This is a genomic window from Nocardiopsis alborubida, assembly GCF_012396365.1.
GTDB classification, from domain to species: Bacteria; Actinomycetota; Actinomycetes; order Streptosporangiales; family Streptosporangiaceae; genus Nocardiopsis; species Nocardiopsis alborubida.
On record NZ_JAAXPG010000031.1, the window covers coordinates 16,651 to 34,379 of the forward strand.

Here is a 17,729-nt window from a genome sequence, read left to right on the forward strand (position 1 = left end):
ATGGACATCCTCAACGACCTGGTCGCGTGGTTCGCCGACCCCGCCCAGTGGACCGGCGGCGCGGGCATCCCCGCGCGCCTGGGCGAGCACGTCTACTACTCGCTGCTCGGACTGCTGCTGTCCTCCGTCGTCGCGGTCCCCCTGGGTCTGCTCACCGGGCACACCGGTGTGGGCGGCTTCCTCACCACCAGCCTCGCCAACTTCGCCCGCGCCCTGCCCACCATCGGTGTCCTGTTCCTCATCGTGCTGGCCGCCGGGATCGGGATCGTGCCCGTGCTGTGCGCGCTGGTGGCGCTGGCCGTGCCCCCGATCCTGGTCAACACCCACGAGGGTGTGCGCGGTGTGGAGTCCCGGCTCAGGGACGCCGCCGCCGGGATGGGCATGCGCGGCCACCAGGTGCTGCTGCGCCTCGAACTGCCCGTGGCCACACCGCTCATCCTCATCGGGATGCGCACCGCCGCCGTCCAGGTGGTCGCGACCGCGACCATCGCCGCCTACGTGGGGGTCGGCGGCCTGGGGCGCTACATCGTCGACGGCCAGGCACGCCAGGACCTGACGATGATGCTCGGCGGATCGGTGCTGGTGGTGCTGCTCGCGGTCCTGACCACGCTCCTGTTCGCCGGACTCCGGCGACTCCTCGTCGCCCCCGGTCTGCGCCAGGCCGCGCCGCGGGGCTAGGTTCGGTTTTTCGGACGGGCCGGAGCGGAGGTCCGGAGAACACCGGCCAGGCCGCGCCGCGGAGCCGGCCACACCACAGAGCCGGGCCGGGTCACAGGGCCAGGCCACTCCAGAGAGAAGGTTCCATGTACAAGAGAATCGCCCTGCCCCTGGCCGCGCTGCTCCTGACCGGGTGCGGCGCCAGCGACCCCTACGCGGAGGAGGGCGGCGGTGAGTCCGGCGGCTCCGGAGGCGCGGTCGTCATCGGCTCCGCCGACTTCCCCGAGTCCACCCTGCTCGCCGAGATCTACGGCCGGGCCATGGAGGCGGAGGGCGTGGAGGTCGACTACCAGCTCGGCATCGGCAGCCGCGAGGTCTACTACTCGCAGATCGAGTCAGGCAACCTGTCGGTGTTCCCCGAGTACAACGGCGCGATCCTGGCCTACCTCGACGAGAACGCGCCCACCGGCAGCAGCGAGGAGACCAACCAGAGGGTCACCGAGGCGCTGCCCGAGGGCCTGGAGATCCTGGACTCCTCCAGCGCGGAGAACAAGGACTCGATCACCGTCACGAGCGAGGTCGCCGAGGAGCACGACCTGGCCGCTCTGGAGGACCTGGCCGACGTCGCGGGGGAGCTGACCCTGGGCGGCCCGCCGGAGTTCGAGACCCGCCAGCAGGGCGTGGTGGGCCTGGCCGACGTCTACGGGGTGGAGTTCGGCGAGTTCCGCTCCCTGGAGGTGGCGCTGCTGACCCAGGCGCTCCTGGACGGTGACATCCAGGCGGCCAACCTGTTCACCACCGACCCGCAGATCACCGCCAACGACTTCGTGGTCCTGGAGGACCCGGAGAACCTGTTCGGCGCGCAGAACGTCACCCCGCTGGTCAACAGCGAGCAGGTGGACGAGACCGCCCGGGGCGCGTTGAACGCCGTCTCCGCCGCCCTGACCACCGAGGCCCTCACCCAGCTCAACGAGCGGGTGGTCATCGGCAACGAGAACGCCGCCGACGTCGCCCAGGAGTGGTTGGAGCAGGAGGGGCTGGTCTGAGCGGTCGGGTACCGGCGGTCGCGGGGGCGTCGGGGGCCGGGGCGGCGGCAGGGCTCGGCGCCTCGGCCCCGCGGGGGTGAGCCGCCGGCGCGCGCTCACCCTCCCCGAGGCCTCCTGCCCCGCCCACTGCACGGGCCCGCCCACTCCACCGGCCCGCCTATTCGACCACCCGGTACCGGCCGGAGCGGCGGGCCAGGGCCGCACCCCGACCCCGGACCTCCGGCAGGTTGGTGACGTCGGCGAAGAAGACCACGTGGTCGCCGACCGGCACCTGTTGGCGCACGGAGCACTCCAGCGCGGCCAGGGCCTCGTCCAGCACGATCGCGCGGGTGTGCTCGCCCCGGTGGTGGGGCTGGTCCGTCACCAGCAGGCGCGCGCTGGGACGGCCCTCGGCGGAGAAGCGCCCGGCCACGGCCCGCTGGCCGCCGCCCAGCACGTTGACGGCGAAGGCGCCGACCTCCTCGATCACCTCGGCCATGTAACCGCTGGCGTCGACGCTCACCGACACCACGGGCGGGTCGGCCGAGACCGACCCGAAGGCGCTGACGGTGGCTCCCACGTCGTCGCGGCCGTCGGCGACGGTCACCACCGTGACGCCGACGGGCAGCAGGGCCATCGCGTCCAGGTAAGTCAACGGATCTCCCAGAGCCCCGGCATCATCAGCGGGCCGCCGACGGGCAGGCCCATCGCCACGGCCACGTGCTCCAGGGGACCCCAGGCGCTGACCACGGTCTGCGGTCCGGAGGCCGCCACGTCCTCGCTGGACTCGTGCTGGCGGATCCGGTCGAGCGGGTGCGGCCGGGGGAAGGCCCGCACCGGGAGCGGCCCCGCGTCCGCCTTCCTGCGGGCCAGCCGAACGGCGGTCTCCAGGCCGCCGAGCTCGTCCACCAGCCCGCGCTCGTGGGCGTCGCGGCCGGTCCACACCCGGCCCCGGGCCACCTCGTGCACCTGATCCCGGGTCATCTTGCGCGCGGCGGCGACCTTGCCGGTGAAGTCCTCGTAGATCTCGTCCAGGAGCGCGTTGACCCGTTCCCACTCGGTCTCGGTGAAGGGCCGGTCGGTGTCGAACATGCCCGCGTGCTCGCCGGTGCGCACGGAGTCGCTGGTCACGCCGTACTGCTTCTTCAGCGCGCCGAGGACGGGCTTCCCGGTGATCACGCCGATGGAGCCGGTCAGGGTGCCCGGCTGCGCGACGACCGCGTCGGAGCCCAGGGTCACGTAGTAGCCGCCGGACGCGGCGACGTCGCCCATCACGGTCACCACGGGGATGCCCGCCTGACTGGTCAGCTCACTCTCGCGGCGGATCGCGTCGGAGGCGGTGGGGGAGCCTCCCCGGCTGTCCACCCGGAACACGACCGCCTTGACCCGGGGGTCCTTGCGCGCGGCGCGGAAGGCCGCGGCCACGGTGTCCGAACCCATGACGGTGCCGCCGCCCAGCGGCGAGCGCCGCGTCCGGCCCAGGCTGATCGTCCCGGTGGCCGAGATCAGCGCGATGTAGCCCCTGGTGTCCCGGGACAGCTGCGGCGGCGTGTGCTTGCGGTGGTAGCGGGTGACGAACTGTAGCTGCGGTCCGCTGTCACCCTGCTTCCCGCGCGCCTCCTGGGCCTCGGCCCGCACCTGCGCGTACACCTCGTCCCGGTGGGCGAGCCCGTCGACCAGGTTCTTGTCGACCGCCTCGCGGGCCAGGAACGGGCCCTGCGAGACCAGCGCGTGCACCTCCTCCCGGGGCAGTCCCCGGGCCTGCGAGACCGCCTCGACGATCTGGTCGCCCAGCGAGGTGACGATCCGGTCGCTGGCCTCGCGCTGGGCGGCGGTGTAACCGGTCTCGGTGACGCTGTTCATCGCGTTCTTGTACTCGTGGCGCGCACCCACCTCGTAGGACACGTCCAGCTTGTCCAGGGCGCCCTTGACGAACGTCGTGCGCATCATCAGACCGGTCAGGCCGAGCACGCCGGTGGGCGCCATGAACACGCGCGAGAACGCGCAGGCCAGGTAGTAGGGGAGGTTGCCCTCGCCGGTCTCGCCGAAGGAGTCGGCCCAGGCCACCGCGGGCTTGCCCGCCGCGCGGAAGTCGGCGACGGTGTGGCGCAGCTCCTGGATCTTGGCGAATCCCAGGGAGCGCGCGTCCACCCGGACCAGGAGGGCCGCCACCTGCGGGTCGCGCGCGCCGCGGCGGATCCCCTCCAGGACGTCCAGGTACTGCTGCCTGCGCCGGTTCATGATCTGGCTGACCGGATCCCCGGGGGCCTGGTCGGCGACCCCCTCCGTCAGGTCCAGCTCCAGCACCAGCGGCCCCTGGGGGCGCTGTCGGGTCTTCATGATCTTCGCGAGGTCCACCATGGCCCCAGCGTAGTGCTCCGGGGTGTGGAACGCCGTCCGGAACGTGCCGAATCGGGCGATGCGGTCGGTGGGCGCGCTAAGGTCAACGGTGTCTTCGAGCACGTGATCCACGAGAGGGACGACGGCATGGCGGGCATCCACGGGCGACGGCGGCGGGTACGCGCCGCACGCGTCGGCACGGGAACGGTCGCGGCTGCCGCGGCGCTGCTGCTCCTGGCGGCCTGCTCCGGCGGGAGCGAGGCCGAACTACAGCTCGGCGAGAGCGGATCCCTGCCCGCGGCGGAACCCCCGGCGCCGGAGGAGTTCGCCACCGAGAGCATCGAGGGCGTGTCCGTCAAGGTCCCCGAGGGCTGGCAGACCCAGAGCGAGGGCGGTGTGCTCTGCGTGAGCCCGCCGGGACAGGAACCCTGCGGATACGGCTCGGTTCAGCTGACCCCGCACGCGGCCGAGAAGCACCCCCAGAGCTGGCCGGGCGAGGGCGAGGCCTTCACCAAGGACGACGGATGGGCGGCCGACACCGGCAGCTGCCGCAGTCTCAACACCGCCGCGTCCGGGGGCATCGGCGTGGAGGGGGCCGAGCTCGCGGTCTCCGACTTCACCGACCACGCCGACGGCCTCACCTCGCACCACTCGGTGTGGAACGTGTCGTGCGTCAACGGCGACACCTTCGAGGTGCGCATGTGGTTCCTGCCGGTCAGCGACGTCCTGCTCTACGTGTGGTCGGCCGACTCCCAGTACTCCGCCGTGTACGACGAGATCGCCCTGTCCATGGACACCAGCGAGTACCAGAGCTGACCGTCGCGGTTTCGGTTCGACCGATTACCCGATCGGGTGTCCCCGCGGTCCGATGAGGCCGTAGGGTCGTACTCGTTACGACGACGACGGCCGCCCGCGCGGGCGGCGCGGTCGCAGGCGACGTGAATCGGGGGCAGCACTGGTGACCACCATCGGAGCGGCGGGACGTGTCGTTCAGTACACGCTCGACAACGGATTGCGCCTGGTGACCGCTGCGGCCTCCACGGGCCAGGTCGCCTCCGTGAACCTGTGGTACGGCGTGGGTTCCCGGCACGAGGTCCCCGGTCGCACGGGGTTCGCGCACCTCTTCGAGCACCTGATGTTCCAGGGCAGCGGCGGCGTCGCCAAGGGCGAGCACTTCGAGGAGGTCGAGCGGCTCGGCGGCGACATCAACGCCTCCACCTCGACCGACCGCACCAACTACTACGAGACGGTCCCCGAGCACGCCCTGGACCGGATCCTGTGGCTGGAGGCCGACCGGCTGGCGACCCTGCGCGAGGGCATGACCCAGGAGGTCCTGGACAACCAGCGCGACGTCGTCAAGAACGAGCGCCGCCAGCGCTACGACAACCAGCCCTACGGCACCGCCCTGGAGCGCATCCTGCGCCTGGCCTACCCCGAGGGCCACCCCTACCACCACCCGACCATCGGTTCCATGGCCGACCTGGACGCCGCCGACCTCGACTACGTCAAGTCGTTCCACAAGGTCCACTACGGTCCGGACAACTGCGTGCTCACCGTGGTCAGCGACCTCGACCCCGAGGACGTCCGGGACCGCGTCGAGAAGTTCTTCGGTCCCATCCCGGCCCGTGAGACCGTCCCCGAGGCGCCCGACGCCACGCTGGAGGCCCCGCTGGGCGGACCGGTCCGCGACTCGGTCACGGAGACCGTGCCCGCCGCCGGGGTGTTCGTCGGCTTCCGAGTCGCCCCCTACGGTGAGCGCGGGTTCGACGTCATGCACCTGGCCTCGGCCGTCCTGGGCCAGGGGCAGGGCAGCCGCCTGTACCGCTCCCTGGTGGTGGACCGCCCCATCGCCGCCGACGACGGCGGGGGCGCCGCCGACATCCTGCCGTTCCGCTACACCGACAGCCTGATGCTGGTGAACATGCTCGCCCGCGAGGGCGTCAGCGGTGACACGCTGGAGGCGGCCATGCGCGAGGAGATCGCGAAGCTGGCCGCCGGGATCACCGAGGAGGAACTGGACCGGGCCCGCGCCGTCCTGGAGCGCGACCACCTCCAGTCCATCTCCAGCCCCTCCGGGCTCGCCGACAGCATCAGCAGCTGCACCCAGCTGTTCGACGACCCCGAGCTGGCCTACACCTGGCCCCGGCGCTGGGACGACATCACCGCCGAGGAGGTGCGGGCCGCCGCCGAGCGCGTGCTGGTCGACGACAACCTGCTCGTCGTCCGATTCGACCCCGAGGAGTCCGCGGCCGCAGAGGCGGCCGGGGCCGACACCGTCGACGCCTGATCCGGGTTCCGTTACCGCAAGCCGCAGAAAGAGCCGCAGAGCATGCCGCAGACACGCCCGGACCTCGGTGCCGTAGCGTCCTACACCTTCCCCAAGCCCCGCCGCCTCACCGTGGGCGGCGGCACGGTCGTCGCCATCGACGTACCCGGCCAACAGCTCGTCTCCCTCCGCCTCGTGCACCCGCACGGCGGTGCCGCCGAGCCGCTCGACGCCATGGGCGTCAGCGCGCTGACCAGCGAGGTCCTGGAGGACGGCCCCGACGGCAACAGCTCCCTGGCACCCGCCCTGGAGCGCCACGGCGCCGAGTGGGTCTCCCGCGTCAACTGGGACGCCTTCATCACCGGGCTGGACGCCCCCGCGGGACGCCTGCCCGAGGCGGTCCGCCTGTTCGCCGACGCGGTGCGCCGCCCCGCGCTGGCCCCCGACGACGTCGTCCGCCGCCGCGACCAGCTGCTGGAGCGGTTCTGGCTGGAGGCGGCCTCGGCCGGGACCCTGGCCATGCGCAGCCTGGGCGGGCAGCTGTTCACCGGCCGCTACGCCACGCCGCTCGCGGGCGGTCCGGTGCGGCTGGCCGACGTCACCCCCGAGACCGTGGCGGCCTTCCACGCCGACTCCGTCGCCTCGGTGGCCGGGACCCTCGTGGTCGTCGGCGACCTCACCGGGATCGACCTGGAGGACCTTGGCAAGACCGTGTTCGGCGACGCCGCGGCCGTGCGGACGACCGAGCAGACCGCGCCCGCGCCGCCGCCCGGGGACCTGCCCCGCGTCCTGATCGTGGACCGGCCCGGCTCCGTGCAGTCCGCCCTGGTCATCGCGCACCGCGCCCCCTCCCGCTCGCAGGTGGACCTGCCGCGCGCCGAGGGCGTCAGCGAGGTCCTGGGCGGTATGTTCACCTCCCGGCTCAACCTGGAGCTGCGCGAGCGCCTGGGCTACACCTACGGCGCCGGGTCCCGCTTCGACCTGCGCCGCGACAGCGGGGTGTTCTTCATGTCCACCCAGGTCGAGGCGGACACCACCGCGCACTCGGTCACCTCCTCGCTGGAGCAGGTCGCCAAGCTGCGCGAGTCGGGGGTCACCGAGGAGGAGCTGGCCGCCGTGCGCGACTCCAACACGGTGGGCCTGCCGGTCACCTACGCCACGGCGCGCGCCATGGCCGGGGCCCTGGTCGACATGGTGGTGCACGACCTGCCCGAGGACCACGTGGACCGCGTCCGGGCCGGGTACGAGGGGCTCACCAAGGAGTCCCTGGACAGTGCCGCCATCGAGTACCTGCGCCCCGAGGAGTCGGTCGTGGTGGTCGTCGGCGACGCCGAGCGCCTGCGCCAGCCGCTCACCGACACCGGGATCGGCCCGGTCGAGGTGCGCACCCCCGACTCGCTCTGGACCTGAGACCGCCGGGTGCGCGGGGGTCCGCCCGCGCACCCGCGCCGCCCCCGCCAGCAGGCACGGGAGCGTCGGAGTGAGAGCTACGTCACTGCATGCTGGGGTTGTCGCCGGACATAACGAAAGCGAACCTATGTGTCCGTGATGTGGCAACCACCAGCATGGATCCGGCGTCCTGCTGGTATAACGAGTGATCCGTGCACCTACGTGGTGACAGCGACCGCAATGCTCCCGCAGGAGGCCACCATGGCCGGTGAATGGACCCGTGGATAACCGTGTCCTCCCTAGAGAACCCCCACACGCAGCGCCCTGAGGCGTCGCGCTCCTCCGCGCGACAGGAGGCGGCCGACACGGCCGAGCCCCGTCCGGAGGGACGCCTGCTCAAGGGGCGCTACCAGTTGGTGTCGGAGATCGCCCGGGGCGGTGTCGGCACCGTCTGGCGTGCCACCGACCTGGTCATCGACCGCGAGGTGGCCGTCAAGGAGCTGCGCCTGCCCGCGGACCTGAGCCGCTCCGAGCGCGAGTCGCTCCTGCAGCGCACCACCCGTGAGGCCCGCGTCGCCGGACGCCTCACCCACCCCGGCCTGGTCACCGTCCTGGACGTCGTGGACGAGGACGACCGCCCCTGGATCGTCATGGAGCTGGTGGAGGCCTCCACCCTGGAGGAGCTCATCCAGGTGGGCGGTCCGCTGCCCTACCAGCGTGTGGCCGAGATCGGCCTCCAGCTCATCGACGCCCTCAAGGTCGCGCACGCCGAGGGCATCGTGCACCGCGACGTCAAGCCCGAGAACGTGATGATCAGCCAGGCCGGACGGGTCGTGCTCACCGACTTCGGGCTGGCCGCCTGGAACGGCGAGTCGGCGCTGAGCGCCTCCGGGCGCATCATCGGCTCCCCGGCCTACATCCCGCCGGAGCGGGCCAAGGCGGGCCCGGTGGGGCCCGAGTCCGACCTGTGGTCCCTGGGCGCCACCCTGTACGCGGCGGTGGAGGGACACCCTCCCTACGACCGCAAGGGCTACATCAAGATCCTGCGCCAGGAGCAGCTGGACGAGCCCGCCGAGGCCGCCAGCGCGGGCCCGCTGGCGCCGGTGCTGGCCGGGCTGCTCCGGGTGGAGCCCTCGGAGCGGCTGACCGCCGAGAACGCCACCAAGATGCTGCGGATCGCGGCCCTGGCGCCGTGGGCGCCCGAGACGAGCCCGGAGACGGCGGCCCAGGGCACCGCCACACCCGCTGATCCCCGTCCCGGTGGCGAGGAGCGCGAGTCGGCCCGCGAGCACTTCAAGGCGGGCGCGCACGTGCTGGCCGAGTCCATCAACGAGCGGCTGCGCAACAGCCCCGAGGCGATGAACTCGGTCATGACCTCGATCCGCGAGTCCACGGACACGCTGGGACTGACCAGTTCGGGCAAGCACGCCGAGCGCAGCCGCCTGCCCGCGGTGGCCACCATCGCCGCGGTCTCCCTCGGCGTCCTGGTGCTGCTCGCGGTCATGCTCTGGGCGCTGCTCGGCCGCTAGTCGGCGGCCCTTCGGCGCCGCCGTGAGGTGTGGGGTCCTGACCTTCGGCGGCGGACGGAGCGCACCGGCGGGCAGCGAAACCCCGTACTGCGCGGGGGGCGGGGCCGTCCCCCGATGGGGGAGCGGCGAGGCGGGTCCGGGGAGCGGGCGCAGCCCGCGAACAGGGCTACCCGGCGCCGAGTGGGGCCGGCGGGATTCGAACCCGCACTGTACAGCACCTAAAGCTGCCGTCTCCTGCCAGTTGGACTACGGCCCCTTCCGGACAACTGTACCGGTGCCGGGCGCGGGGCCCGGCCGCAGGGGAGTCCGCGTCCCCAGGCGGCCGGGACCGCCCCCGGCACCCGTGTCACAGGCCCAGTTCCCTCTTGATCCGGTCGACGTGGCCGGTGGCCTTCACGTTGTAGAAGGCCTTCTCCACCCGGCCGTCGGTGCCCACGACGACGGTGGAGCGGATGACGCCCTGCACGACGCGGCCGTAGTTCTTCTTCTCACCGAAGGCGCCGTAGGCGCGCAGGGTGTCCTTGTCCGGGTCGCCCAGCAGCGGGAAGGTCAGCCCCTCCTTCTCACGGAACCTGGCCAGCTTGTCGCTCGTGTCCGGGGACACGCCCAGGACGGTGAGGCCCGCGGAGTCGAAGTCGCGCAGGTTGTCGCGGAAGTCGCAGGCCTGCGTGGTGCATCCGGGGGTCATGGCCGCCGGGTAGAAGTACAGGACGACGCGCTTGCCGGTGGAGGCCAGCACCTCGCTCAGGGTGACGGGCTTGCCGTCGGCGTCGTCGAGGGTGAAGTCGGGTGCCTGGTCGCCGGGCTCCAGGCGGATCGGGTCGCTCACGTGGTGTCCCCCTCGGGTTCGCGGGCGGGGCGGCGCCGCCCCGCCGTATCTCGCTTTCACCCTAGCCATTCCCCGCCTTCCGGTGCCCCGGGAGCTGGCGCTTCGTCGGCTGTGCCAGGCTGGGGGGACGGTCTTCGGTTGCGATTCCGGTTCGGTTCGGCCGCATCCGGAGTGACCAGCGGTGCGATCACCTATTGTTGACCGCACTCGTCCTGTCGTTCGGCCCCGGCGACGTCCGCCGCGCACCGGGGACGCCGCGTCGGCGGCGCCCGGCGGGCCGGAACACACCCGCTTCGCTTGGAGAGTATTGGCGACGATGCCTGGATTCACACTCGACGAGGTCAGGGCCCGGACCCTCAAGGAGCGCGACTCCTGGTGGACGGTCTACCTCGTGGACCCCATCGCGGTCCGGCTCGTGCGCCTGGTGGCCAACCGCACCTCGATCACCCCCAACCAGCTGACGGTGGTCGCGCTCTTCCTCGGGCTCGGCGCGGCCGTCTGCTTCTCGCTGGGCTACCGCCACTTCCTGGCGCTGGGCGCGCTGCTGTACCTGCTGTCCTTCCTCATGGACTGCACGGACGGCAAGCTGGCCCGGCTCACCGGCTCGGAGTCGCTGTTCGGGTCGTGGATGGACTACGTCTCCGACCGGTTCCGGGTGCTGGTGTGCGTGGTCGCCCTGATGGGCGGACAGTACGTCGTCGCCGAGGACGCCGAGGGCAACGGGCCGGTGTGGTTCGTGTGGCTGGCCCTGGCCGTGGTCTTCCTGGACATGCTGCGCTACCTCAACGCGCTCCAGGTGTACAAGGTCCGCAGGGAGATGCGCTCGCACCTGGCCGCCGCCCTGGAGCGGGCCCGCGCCACCCTGTCGATGCTGGAGCCGGAGGAGGACGACACCGGCTCGGCCACCGGCGCGGGCGGGCGGACGATGAGCGACGGCGGCGAGCAGGCGGTGCTGCGCCACGGCATCGGCGTGTTGGAGCAGATCCTGCACAGCCAGAACGAGCGCGAGGCGCGCAACCAGCGCACGGCGGGCAAACAGCCCGACCTGACCCTGCCCAAGGTGGACCTGCACCAGGAGTTCCGCAACCGCTTCCCGTGGTACCAGCGGTTCTGGTCGGCCCTCAACGCCAGGCGGATCAGAACACACCTGGTGGGCGGCATCGAGTTCCAGATGTCGGTGTTCGTGATCGCTCCGCTGGCGGCCGCCGCGTTCGGCGCGCCGTCCCTTATCGGGTGGATCACCGCCGTGGCGGGTGTTTTGCTCCTCGCCTTCGAGATCGCCATCATCTATAAACTGTGGTTGTCCACGCGGGACTTCTTCCGCGTGGTCGACGGAATCGACAGCGCGCTGAGATTCTCCGGTCCGTCCGACGGCGCGGAGGAAGGGAGCCGGGACACCGGCTCGGACACGGGTTCTCAGACGACCCTGCGCTAGTGGAGAGAGGCACCCATGACGGGACGTGACACCGAACCGCGCCTGACCCCGGCGGACGTCGTCGCCGAGATCAATCGCGAACAGCGCCAGCTCGCCGAGACCCTGGACGAGCTGAGCGTGCAGGCCCGGCCCGCCAACATCGCCCGCAGGCAGATGGAGAGGGCCCGCGAACGCGGCGCCCGGATCGTGGACGAGGCGCGCGCCCTGGTGGTCGGGGGCGGCGCGGTGCGCGTGGAGAGCCACCCGGTGGAGCCCGAGGAGGGCAGCATCGTCGTCAAGGGTGACGGCCACGTCGTCACCACCTACCAGTCGCGCGGCCAGCTCCCCCCGGAGGCGCTGCTGCTCGCGGTCGGCGTCGGCGCGGTCGTCGCCGTGGGCGTGGTGGCCTGGGCGGTGCACCGCAGGAGGAAGTAGTGCCGGTCCGGCACACGGTCGGAGGGGTCCGCGTCCGCGGGCCCCTCCTCGTGTGTGCGGCGTCCGCCGGGGCGGGCCGGGTGTCCACGGGGCGCCGGGAGCGGCGTCCGGCACGGGCCGGAGACGGATAAGGGCCCCGGGGGGGCGGTGGAGGCCCCGGGCACCGACGTGGCACAAAAGCGCGGGTTGAACCGGGCCATCGCCTCTCAGGCATGGGGACGCACCGTCACCCTGCTGGAGTACAAGCTCGCCGACCGGGGCGGACACACCTGGTGCGGGTGCCCGCCCCGAACGCCTCGCGGCGCTGTTCGCGGTGCCGGGACATCGCCGAGGGCAGCCGGAAGTCGCGGGACCGGTTCGTGTGCGAGGCGCCCGGGCGCGGGCACACCGCGCACGCCGACACCAACGCCGCGCGCAACATCGAGCACGCGGTCAAGCAGCGAGCGCCCCAGGACATGGTGGGTGTCAGGACGTGGAGCCCCCGCCGCCAGGCGGGCTTCGAAGCGTGGACCACCAGCGGCGGACGGGTTCCGTGAGCTGGGTTCTCCCGCTCTTCGGACGGGAGAGGACGTCAGAGGAAGGTCTGGCCCTCGCCCCGGTAGGTGGGCACGGAGCCCGCGTACTCGCCGGTGCCGGAGTCCACCAGGTGCAGGGTGTCGAAGCGCTCGCACAGCTCTCCGGCCTTGGCGTGGCGCATCCACACCCGGTCGCCGACGGACAGGCCGTCGGCCGCGGCGCCGAGCAGGGGCGTCTGCACCTCACCCGCGCCCTCGTTGGCGCTGTAGGAGAGCCCGGCGGGCAGGTGGGGGAGCGGTGCGCGGTGGGCGTTCACGGGCCCCGAGGCGGGGTAGCCGCCGCCGAGGGCGGTGGCCACGCCCGGTCCGGGCCGGCGCACGACGGGGAGCGCGAACAGGGCGGCGGGGCGTCCGCCGAAGGAGCGGTAGTGGTCGAACAGGTGCGGGTGGTAGAGCCCTGAGCCCGCGGCCAGTTCGGTCACGGCCCTCTCCCGGCCGGTGGTGTGCAGGCTGCCGGTGCCCCCGCCGTTGACGAAGCGCAGGTCGGCGACCTCCCTGACGGCGTGCACGATGGCGGCCCGGCGTCTGGCCAGCTCCACGGCCGAGCGGTGCTGGACGGCGCGCAGGAGGCGGCCGTAGAGCGGCCTGCCGGGCGGGGCGTCGCCCACTCCGGCGATCTGGCCCTCGTAGGCCATGATCCCGTCCAGCTCCAGTTCGGGGCGGACCGCGACGGCGCGGGCGAACGCGGCGGCCTGGGCCGGGGTGCGCACGGGGGAGCGGTAGGTGCCCACGCGCAGGCGCGGCCCGACGGGCTGCCAGCTGGTGTCGACGTCCAGGCACACCCGGACCGGAGGGGCGTCGGGGCCACGGGTTTCGGCGGCGTCGGCGACGGCGGCGCTGATCAGGTCCAGGTGCGCAGTGTCGTCCACCATCAGGGTGATGGCGCGGGCGGCGCCGGGGTCGCGCACGAGCCTGGCCAGGGCCTGGCGGTCGACGGTGGGGTAGGCGACGAGGACGTCGTCGCTGACGGGGTGGTCGCCGGTGGCCAGCCAGAGGGCCTCGGGCAGGGTGAAGGCCATGACGCCCGCGTAGCCGGGCAGGGCGAGGACCGTGCGCAGCAGCTCGCGGCTGCGCACGGACTTGCTGGCGACCCGGATGGGTCTGCCGTGGGCGCGGCGGGTGAGGTCGGCCGCGTTGGCGCGCAGGGCGGCGATGTCGACGAGGGCGAAGGGGGCTTCGAGACCGCGTGTGGCGGCCTCGTACGTTTCGCGCAGACTTGTCATGTCCTGAGCATGCCAGAACATGAATGTCTTTCATATTCTCCGTGGGAAAGGGGACGCGGTACCCGTGCGGGGGCGGTCCGCGTACGGCTTCGCGGTAACCGGCCCCCGGTGCCGCGGGGGCGATACCCTGGGATGTCACGGCTGATCAGCCGTCCGACCCCGGGAGTGGTTCTTTCCATGAGTGAGCGTGAGTACGTTCTGACCCTTTCGTGCCCCGACAGTCGGGGCATCGTCGCGGCTGTGGCCAACCTGCTGTCCGACCACGGTTGCAACATCACCGAGAGTCAGCAGTACGGCGACCACTACACGGGACGCTTCTTCCTGCGGATGCAGTTCGTGGCCGAGCGGGGCGGCGACGGCGTGGTGGGGGAGGACGTCCTGCGCAGCGCCTTCGCGGCGCTCGCGGGCGACTTCGGCGGCGACGGGGGCGGCGCGTTCGTGGAGTGGACCCTCAGTCCCCGCGACGTGCGCCCGCGCATGATCGTGATGGTGTCCAGGTTCGGCCACTGCCTCAACGACCTGCTCTACCGCCAGCGCAGCGGCCTGCTGGACGCGGACATCGCCGCCGTGGTCTCCAACCACCCCGACCTGGGGTTCCTGGCCGACTCCTACGGCGTGGACTTCCACCACCTGCCGGTCACGGCCGGGAGCAAGAGGGAGCAGGAGGCGCGCCTGCTGGAGCTGGTCGACTCCTACGACGTGGACCTGGTGGTCCTGGCGCGCTACATGCAGGTGCTCTCCGAGCAGCTGTGCACCAAGATGTCCGGCCGGATCATCAACATCCACCACTCCTTCCTGCCCAGCTTCAAGGGCGCCCGGCCCTACCACCAGGCCCACGCGCGCGGTGTGAAGCTGATCGGCGCGACCGCCCACTACGTCACCGCCGACCTCGACGAGGGCCCGATCATCGAGCAGGAGGTGTCCCGGGTGGACCACACGCACAGCCCGGAGCAGCTCACGGCGATCGGCCGGGACCTGGAGTCGGTGGCGCTGGCGCGCGCGGTCAACTGGCACGCGCAGCGCCGGGTGCTGCTCAACGGGGACAAGACGGTCATCTTCGGCTGAGCCGGACGCCCGCCGCACGTCGGCGGGGAGTGGCTTCCGCACGGGGGCGCCCGCGGGCGCCCCCCGTGCGTTTTCCTGCCCAGGTCAGGTTCTCGACGCTGTTTTGGGTCGAGGATGGGGCTGTCGTTGCCCGTTCCGACCAGGAAAAATTACTCACAGTACCTTGTCCGCTACAGTGTGTATGTATATGGTGTGATCAGTTCGACATCCTTCCGGCCATGACACGGGCTCGGGTTTCGGTCCGGCCCTCTGGGAGGGCACATCCGCCGGGAAGGCGCGGGGAGCGGTCAGGGGGACGCCCCCAGGGGGCGTCGGAACCGCCCGTGCGGCCCGCACACTGCGTAGGGGGACCCAGTGACGGACATGAGGACCGAGACCAAGGTGCCGGGAGCCCGCGAGTCGGGCCGGACGAACCGGGGGGACTCCTCGCGGGAGGAGGGCGGGCGCACCCAGATCGCGGACGGCGTGGTCGCCAAGATCGCCGGAATGGCCGCGCGCGAGATCGGCGGCGTGCACGCCATGGGCGGCGGGACCGCGCGTGCCGTCGGCGCCGTCAGGGACGCGGTGACCCGGGGCGGCGGCGAGAGCGGTTCGGTCTCGCGGGGCGTCTCGGTCGAGGTGGGCGAGCGCCAGGCAGCCGTCGACATCGACCTGGTCGTCGAGTACGGCACCGCCATCCAGGACCTGGCCGCGGCCGTGCGCCGCAACGTCACCTCGGCGGTGGAGCGTATGACGGGGCTGGAGGTCACCGAGATCAACATCAAGGTGGACGACATCCACCTGCCCGACGACGACCGAGGCGAGGACGACGGCGAGTCCGCGCCCCGGGTCCAGTGATGGCGGCCGCCGACGAGGACCCGGGCGAGGTCGCCCGGCGCCTGGTGGAGGAGACCGAGCGCTCTCCGGACGTGGTGGAGCTGTCCTCGGGGGGTTTCGGAACACTGACCACGCCCGTCCCCGGGGGACGGGTCCTCGGGGTGGCGGTACGCGCCGACAGCGTCGAGGTCGGCGTCGTGGTCCGGTTCGGGCGGCCCCTGCCGGAGATCGCCGCCGATCTGCGCCGCGACCTGACCCCGATCGCCGGGGGCCGTACCGTCCACGTGTCCGTGGAGGACGTGGTCGCGGGACTGCGGGACGGCGCACGGGCGGGCGGTTGAGCAGGCAGCATCGGGTGCTGGACAAGAGGGGGAAGCCATGTGGCCCATCGTCGGACTGTCCTACGGGACGGTACTGGGTCTGGCCGCCGCGTTCGGCGGGTTCACGGCCTTCGCGCTGGTCCTGGTCCTGGGGATCGCGGGGTTCGTCGCCGGTCGGGCGATGGAGGGCGAGATCGACCTCACCGCGATGTTCTCGCGGCGCTCCGCCTGAGATGTGAGGGAGCGGACGTGGCCGGAGTACGGACCAGCACGGTTCCCCGACAGAGGGAACGCCCGGGCGACGAGGTCGCCCGGGAGCGGACCGGGGGCGGGGGAGACCGCGACCCGGGCGGCCGCACCGTCATCGAGCCCGGTGTGGTCGAGAAGGCGGCCGCGCGTGCGGTCCGCGAGGTCCCCGGCGCCCTCCCCGCCCGGTCGCGCACGGCGCGGGCCCGGGTGAGCGGCGAGGTCGTGCTGCTCAGGCTGCGGATCGGCGTCCACTATCCGCACTCCGTGCGCGAGGTCGCCGCACGGGTGCGCGGGCACGTGGGGCAGCGGGTCGAGCGGATCACCGGGAAGCGGGTCCACCACATCGACATCGAGATCACGGAGTTGGTGCGCTGACATGACCACCGTGGAAGAGGTGCTCGGACGCCCCGACCAGGGCGTCGACCGCCGGGCCAGGCGGGTGGCCGTCCACACGTTCCGTCCGCGGCGGTCCTGGCCCGCGGTGATCACGGGCCTCGTGATCCTCCTGGTGGCCGTCGTGGCCGCCGCCGAGGTGATCTCGGCCCTGGCGGGGAGCCCGCTGGGTCTGATCCCGGTCGGTGCGGCCAGCGGGTACGCGGCGACCACGACCTGGTCGATGCCGTCGGTGCAGATCGCCTCGGCGGTCCTGGCGCTGATCGGACTGGCCCTGATCGTGGCCGCCCTGGCCCCCGGCCGGGGGCGCTGGACGGCGCTGCGCACCGACGACCCCGCCCTGGTGGTGGGGTTGACCCGGCCCGCGCTGCGCCGGGCGGTGGCCGCCGCGGCCGAGGACGTCAGCGGCGTCGACGGCGTGCACGTGACGGTGCGCGGCAACAGGATCCGGGTGCACGCGCGCACCGGGATGCGCAGGTCGGCGGGGCTGCCCGCCGAGGTGACCGCGGCCGTGGAGCGGCGGTTGGAGGAGCTGGCGCCGCTGCGCAGCATGCGGATCGCCACCCACGTGCGGTACGCGGAGGGTTGACCATGGCTGGTGACAGGTCGCGCAGGTCGGCGCGGGGGAACCGTTGGGGGCTGGCGGTCGTGGGCGCGGCGCTGCTCGCCGCCGGACTGGTGTCGCTGGCCGCGGGACGCGGCCTGTTCGGCGGGGGAGCGGCCGACAGCGCCCTGCTCGGTCCCGGGGTCCGGGAGGCACTCGACCAGCAGTGGGTGCCCTACGCGGTGGTCGCGGTGGCCTTCGTCGCCGGTTTCCTGGCCCTGCGCTGGCTGATGGCCCAGGGACTCAACGACACGGTGGGGCGCCTGGTCCTGGAGCGCGGAGACCAGGGGCGGTTGGAGATGTCCGAGAACGTGGCGCGCGGGGCCCTGGAGCAGGAGGTCGCCGACTACCCGGGTGTGCGCCGCGCCCGCGCACGGCTGACCGAGTCCGCCGATGCGCCGCACCTGCGGTTGGCGCTGACCCTGGACGACGACGCGGACGTGGCCGGGGTGTGGCGGCGGGTGAGCTCGGAGGCGCTGGCCAACCTGCGCCGGGCGCTGGATCTGGAGCAGGTGCCGGCCGTCGTGCGGATGTCGATGACGGCACCGGCCAAGAACCCGCGGCGCAGCCTGGCCTGAGCAGGTGCCGCGGATTGTCTGT

20 protein-coding genes and 1 tRNA gene are annotated in these 17,729 nt (G+C 72.6%); 16 read left to right on the top strand and 5 right to left on the bottom strand.

Annotation, left to right across the window (positions count from 1 at the left end; all coding sequences use genetic code 11):
- Positions 1 to 678: an ABC transporter permease gene (locus HGB44_RS25860; RefSeq protein ID WP_061080589.1), complete on the top strand. Its 678-nt coding sequence runs from the start codon at positions 1 to 3 to the stop codon at positions 676 to 678.
- Positions 679 to 803: 125 nt separating this feature from the next.
- Positions 804 to 1,703, top strand: coding sequence for an ABC transporter substrate-binding protein (locus tag HGB44_RS25865; RefSeq protein ID WP_061080590.1), 900 nt, complete (start codon positions 804 to 806; stop codon positions 1,701 to 1,703).
- A 157-nt stretch (positions 1,704 to 1,860) separates the two neighbouring features.
- On the opposite strand, the gene HGB44_RS25870 is transcribed toward HGB44_RS25865, so the two are convergent.
- Both HGB44_RS25870 and sppA read right to left on the bottom strand, forming a co-directional pair.
- Positions 1,861 to 2,319 (bottom strand): flavin reductase family protein, encoded by a 459-nt coding sequence (locus HGB44_RS25870; RefSeq protein ID WP_061080591.1) that lies wholly within the window; start codon positions 2,317 to 2,319, stop codon positions 1,861 to 1,863.
- A 14-nt stretch (positions 2,320 to 2,333) separates the two neighbouring features.
- A complete protein-coding gene (sppA, locus tag HGB44_RS25875; protein ID WP_061080592.1) occupies positions 2,334 to 4,043 on the bottom strand; it encodes a signal peptide peptidase SppA in 1,710 nt (569 codons plus the stop codon).
- Between the two features lie 126 nt (positions 4,044 to 4,169).
- Between sppA and HGB44_RS25880 the strand changes: the two genes are divergently transcribed.
- From HGB44_RS25880 to HGB44_RS25895, 4 genes are all read left to right on the top strand, one after another.
- Complete coding sequence (locus HGB44_RS25880) at positions 4,170 to 4,838, top strand: hypothetical protein (RefSeq protein ID WP_061080645.1); 669 nt, start codon at positions 4,170 to 4,172, stop codon at positions 4,836 to 4,838.
- A gap of 142 nt (positions 4,839 to 4,980) precedes the next feature.
- Positions 4,981 to 6,309, top strand: coding sequence for a M16 family metallopeptidase (locus HGB44_RS25885; RefSeq protein ID WP_061080593.1), 1,329 nt, complete (start codon positions 4,981 to 4,983; stop codon positions 6,307 to 6,309).
- 42 nt (positions 6,310 to 6,351) lie between these two features.
- Complete coding sequence (locus HGB44_RS25890) at positions 6,352 to 7,698, top strand: M16 family metallopeptidase (protein ID WP_061080594.1); 1,347 nt, start codon at positions 6,352 to 6,354, stop codon at positions 7,696 to 7,698.
- Between the two features lie 251 nt (positions 7,699 to 7,949).
- A complete protein-coding gene (locus tag HGB44_RS25895; protein WP_233458903.1) occupies positions 7,950 to 9,206 on the top strand; it encodes a serine/threonine-protein kinase in 1,257 nt (418 codons plus the stop codon).
- Positions 9,207 to 9,387: 181 nt separating this feature from the next.
- Here HGB44_RS25895 and HGB44_RS25900 read toward each other — a convergent pair.
- Both HGB44_RS25900 and bcp read right to left on the bottom strand, forming a co-directional pair.
- Positions 9,388 to 9,462: transfer RNA gene (locus HGB44_RS25900), tRNA-Leu, on the bottom strand.
- Between the two features lie 90 nt (positions 9,463 to 9,552).
- Positions 9,553 to 10,035: a thioredoxin-dependent thiol peroxidase gene (gene bcp / locus HGB44_RS25905; RefSeq protein WP_017568093.1), complete on the bottom strand. Its 483-nt coding sequence runs from the start codon at positions 10,033 to 10,035 to the stop codon at positions 9,553 to 9,555.
- 316 nt (positions 10,036 to 10,351) lie between these two features.
- Between bcp and HGB44_RS25910 the strand changes: the two genes are divergently transcribed.
- The 3 genes from HGB44_RS25910 (at position 10,352) to HGB44_RS25920 (ending at position 12,420) form a co-directional block, all read left to right on the top strand.
- Positions 10,352 to 11,470: a CDP-alcohol phosphatidyltransferase family protein gene (locus HGB44_RS25910; RefSeq protein WP_061080595.1), complete on the top strand. Its 1,119-nt coding sequence runs from the start codon at positions 10,352 to 10,354 to the stop codon at positions 11,468 to 11,470.
- 15 nt (positions 11,471 to 11,485) lie between these two features.
- Positions 11,486 to 11,884, top strand: coding sequence for a DUF3618 domain-containing protein (locus tag HGB44_RS25915; protein ID WP_061080596.1), 399 nt, complete (start codon positions 11,486 to 11,488; stop codon positions 11,882 to 11,884).
- Between the two features lie 278 nt (positions 11,885 to 12,162).
- Positions 12,163 to 12,420 carry a transposase gene (locus tag HGB44_RS25920; protein ID WP_231972427.1) on the top strand — a complete coding sequence of 86 codons (258 nt, stop codon included), beginning with the start codon at positions 12,163 to 12,165 and terminating at the stop codon, positions 12,418 to 12,420.
- 35 nt (positions 12,421 to 12,455) lie between these two features.
- Here HGB44_RS25920 and HGB44_RS25925 read toward each other — a convergent pair whose 3' ends face one another.
- Positions 12,456 to 13,682, bottom strand: coding sequence for an amino acid deaminase/aldolase (locus tag HGB44_RS25925; protein WP_061080598.1), 1,227 nt, complete (start codon positions 13,680 to 13,682; stop codon positions 12,456 to 12,458).
- A 177-nt stretch (positions 13,683 to 13,859) separates the two neighbouring features.
- Between HGB44_RS25925 and purU the strand changes: the two genes are divergently transcribed.
- The 7 genes from purU (at position 13,860) to HGB44_RS25960 (ending at position 17,707) form a co-directional block, all read left to right on the top strand.
- Complete coding sequence (purU, locus tag HGB44_RS25930) at positions 13,860 to 14,747, top strand: formyltetrahydrofolate deformylase (protein WP_061080599.1); 888 nt, start codon at positions 13,860 to 13,862, stop codon at positions 14,745 to 14,747.
- A 363-nt stretch (positions 14,748 to 15,110) separates the two neighbouring features.
- Entirely contained in the window at positions 15,111 to 15,584 is a 474-nt protein-coding gene (locus HGB44_RS25935) for an Asp23/Gls24 family envelope stress response protein (RefSeq protein WP_082768364.1), read from the top strand.
- The gene (locus tag HGB44_RS25940; protein ID WP_061080601.1) at positions 15,584 to 15,904 is read left to right on the top strand and encodes a hypothetical protein; all 321 of its coding nucleotides are present in this window, start codon (positions 15,584 to 15,586) and stop codon (positions 15,902 to 15,904) included. Before HGB44_RS25935 ends, HGB44_RS25940 begins: the two co-directional genes overlap by 1 nt.
- Positions 15,905 to 15,941: 37 nt before the next feature.
- Positions 15,942 to 16,115: a hypothetical protein gene (locus HGB44_RS25945; RefSeq protein WP_168444147.1), complete on the top strand. Its 174-nt coding sequence runs from the start codon at positions 15,942 to 15,944 to the stop codon at positions 16,113 to 16,115.
- A gap of 17 nt (positions 16,116 to 16,132) precedes the next feature.
- Positions 16,133 to 16,507 (top strand): Asp23/Gls24 family envelope stress response protein, encoded by a 375-nt coding sequence (locus HGB44_RS25950; protein WP_061080602.1) that lies wholly within the window; start codon positions 16,133 to 16,135, stop codon positions 16,505 to 16,507.
- 1 nt (position 16,508) lies between these two features.
- Positions 16,509 to 17,114: a DUF6286 domain-containing protein gene (locus tag HGB44_RS25955; protein ID WP_061080603.1), complete on the top strand. Its 606-nt coding sequence runs from the start codon at positions 16,509 to 16,511 to the stop codon at positions 17,112 to 17,114.
- A 2-nt stretch (positions 17,115 to 17,116) separates the two neighbouring features.
- Complete coding sequence (locus HGB44_RS25960) at positions 17,117 to 17,707, top strand: Asp23/Gls24 family envelope stress response protein (protein ID WP_061080604.1); 591 nt, start codon at positions 17,117 to 17,119, stop codon at positions 17,705 to 17,707.
- Positions 17,708 to 17,729: the final 22 nt, after the last annotated feature.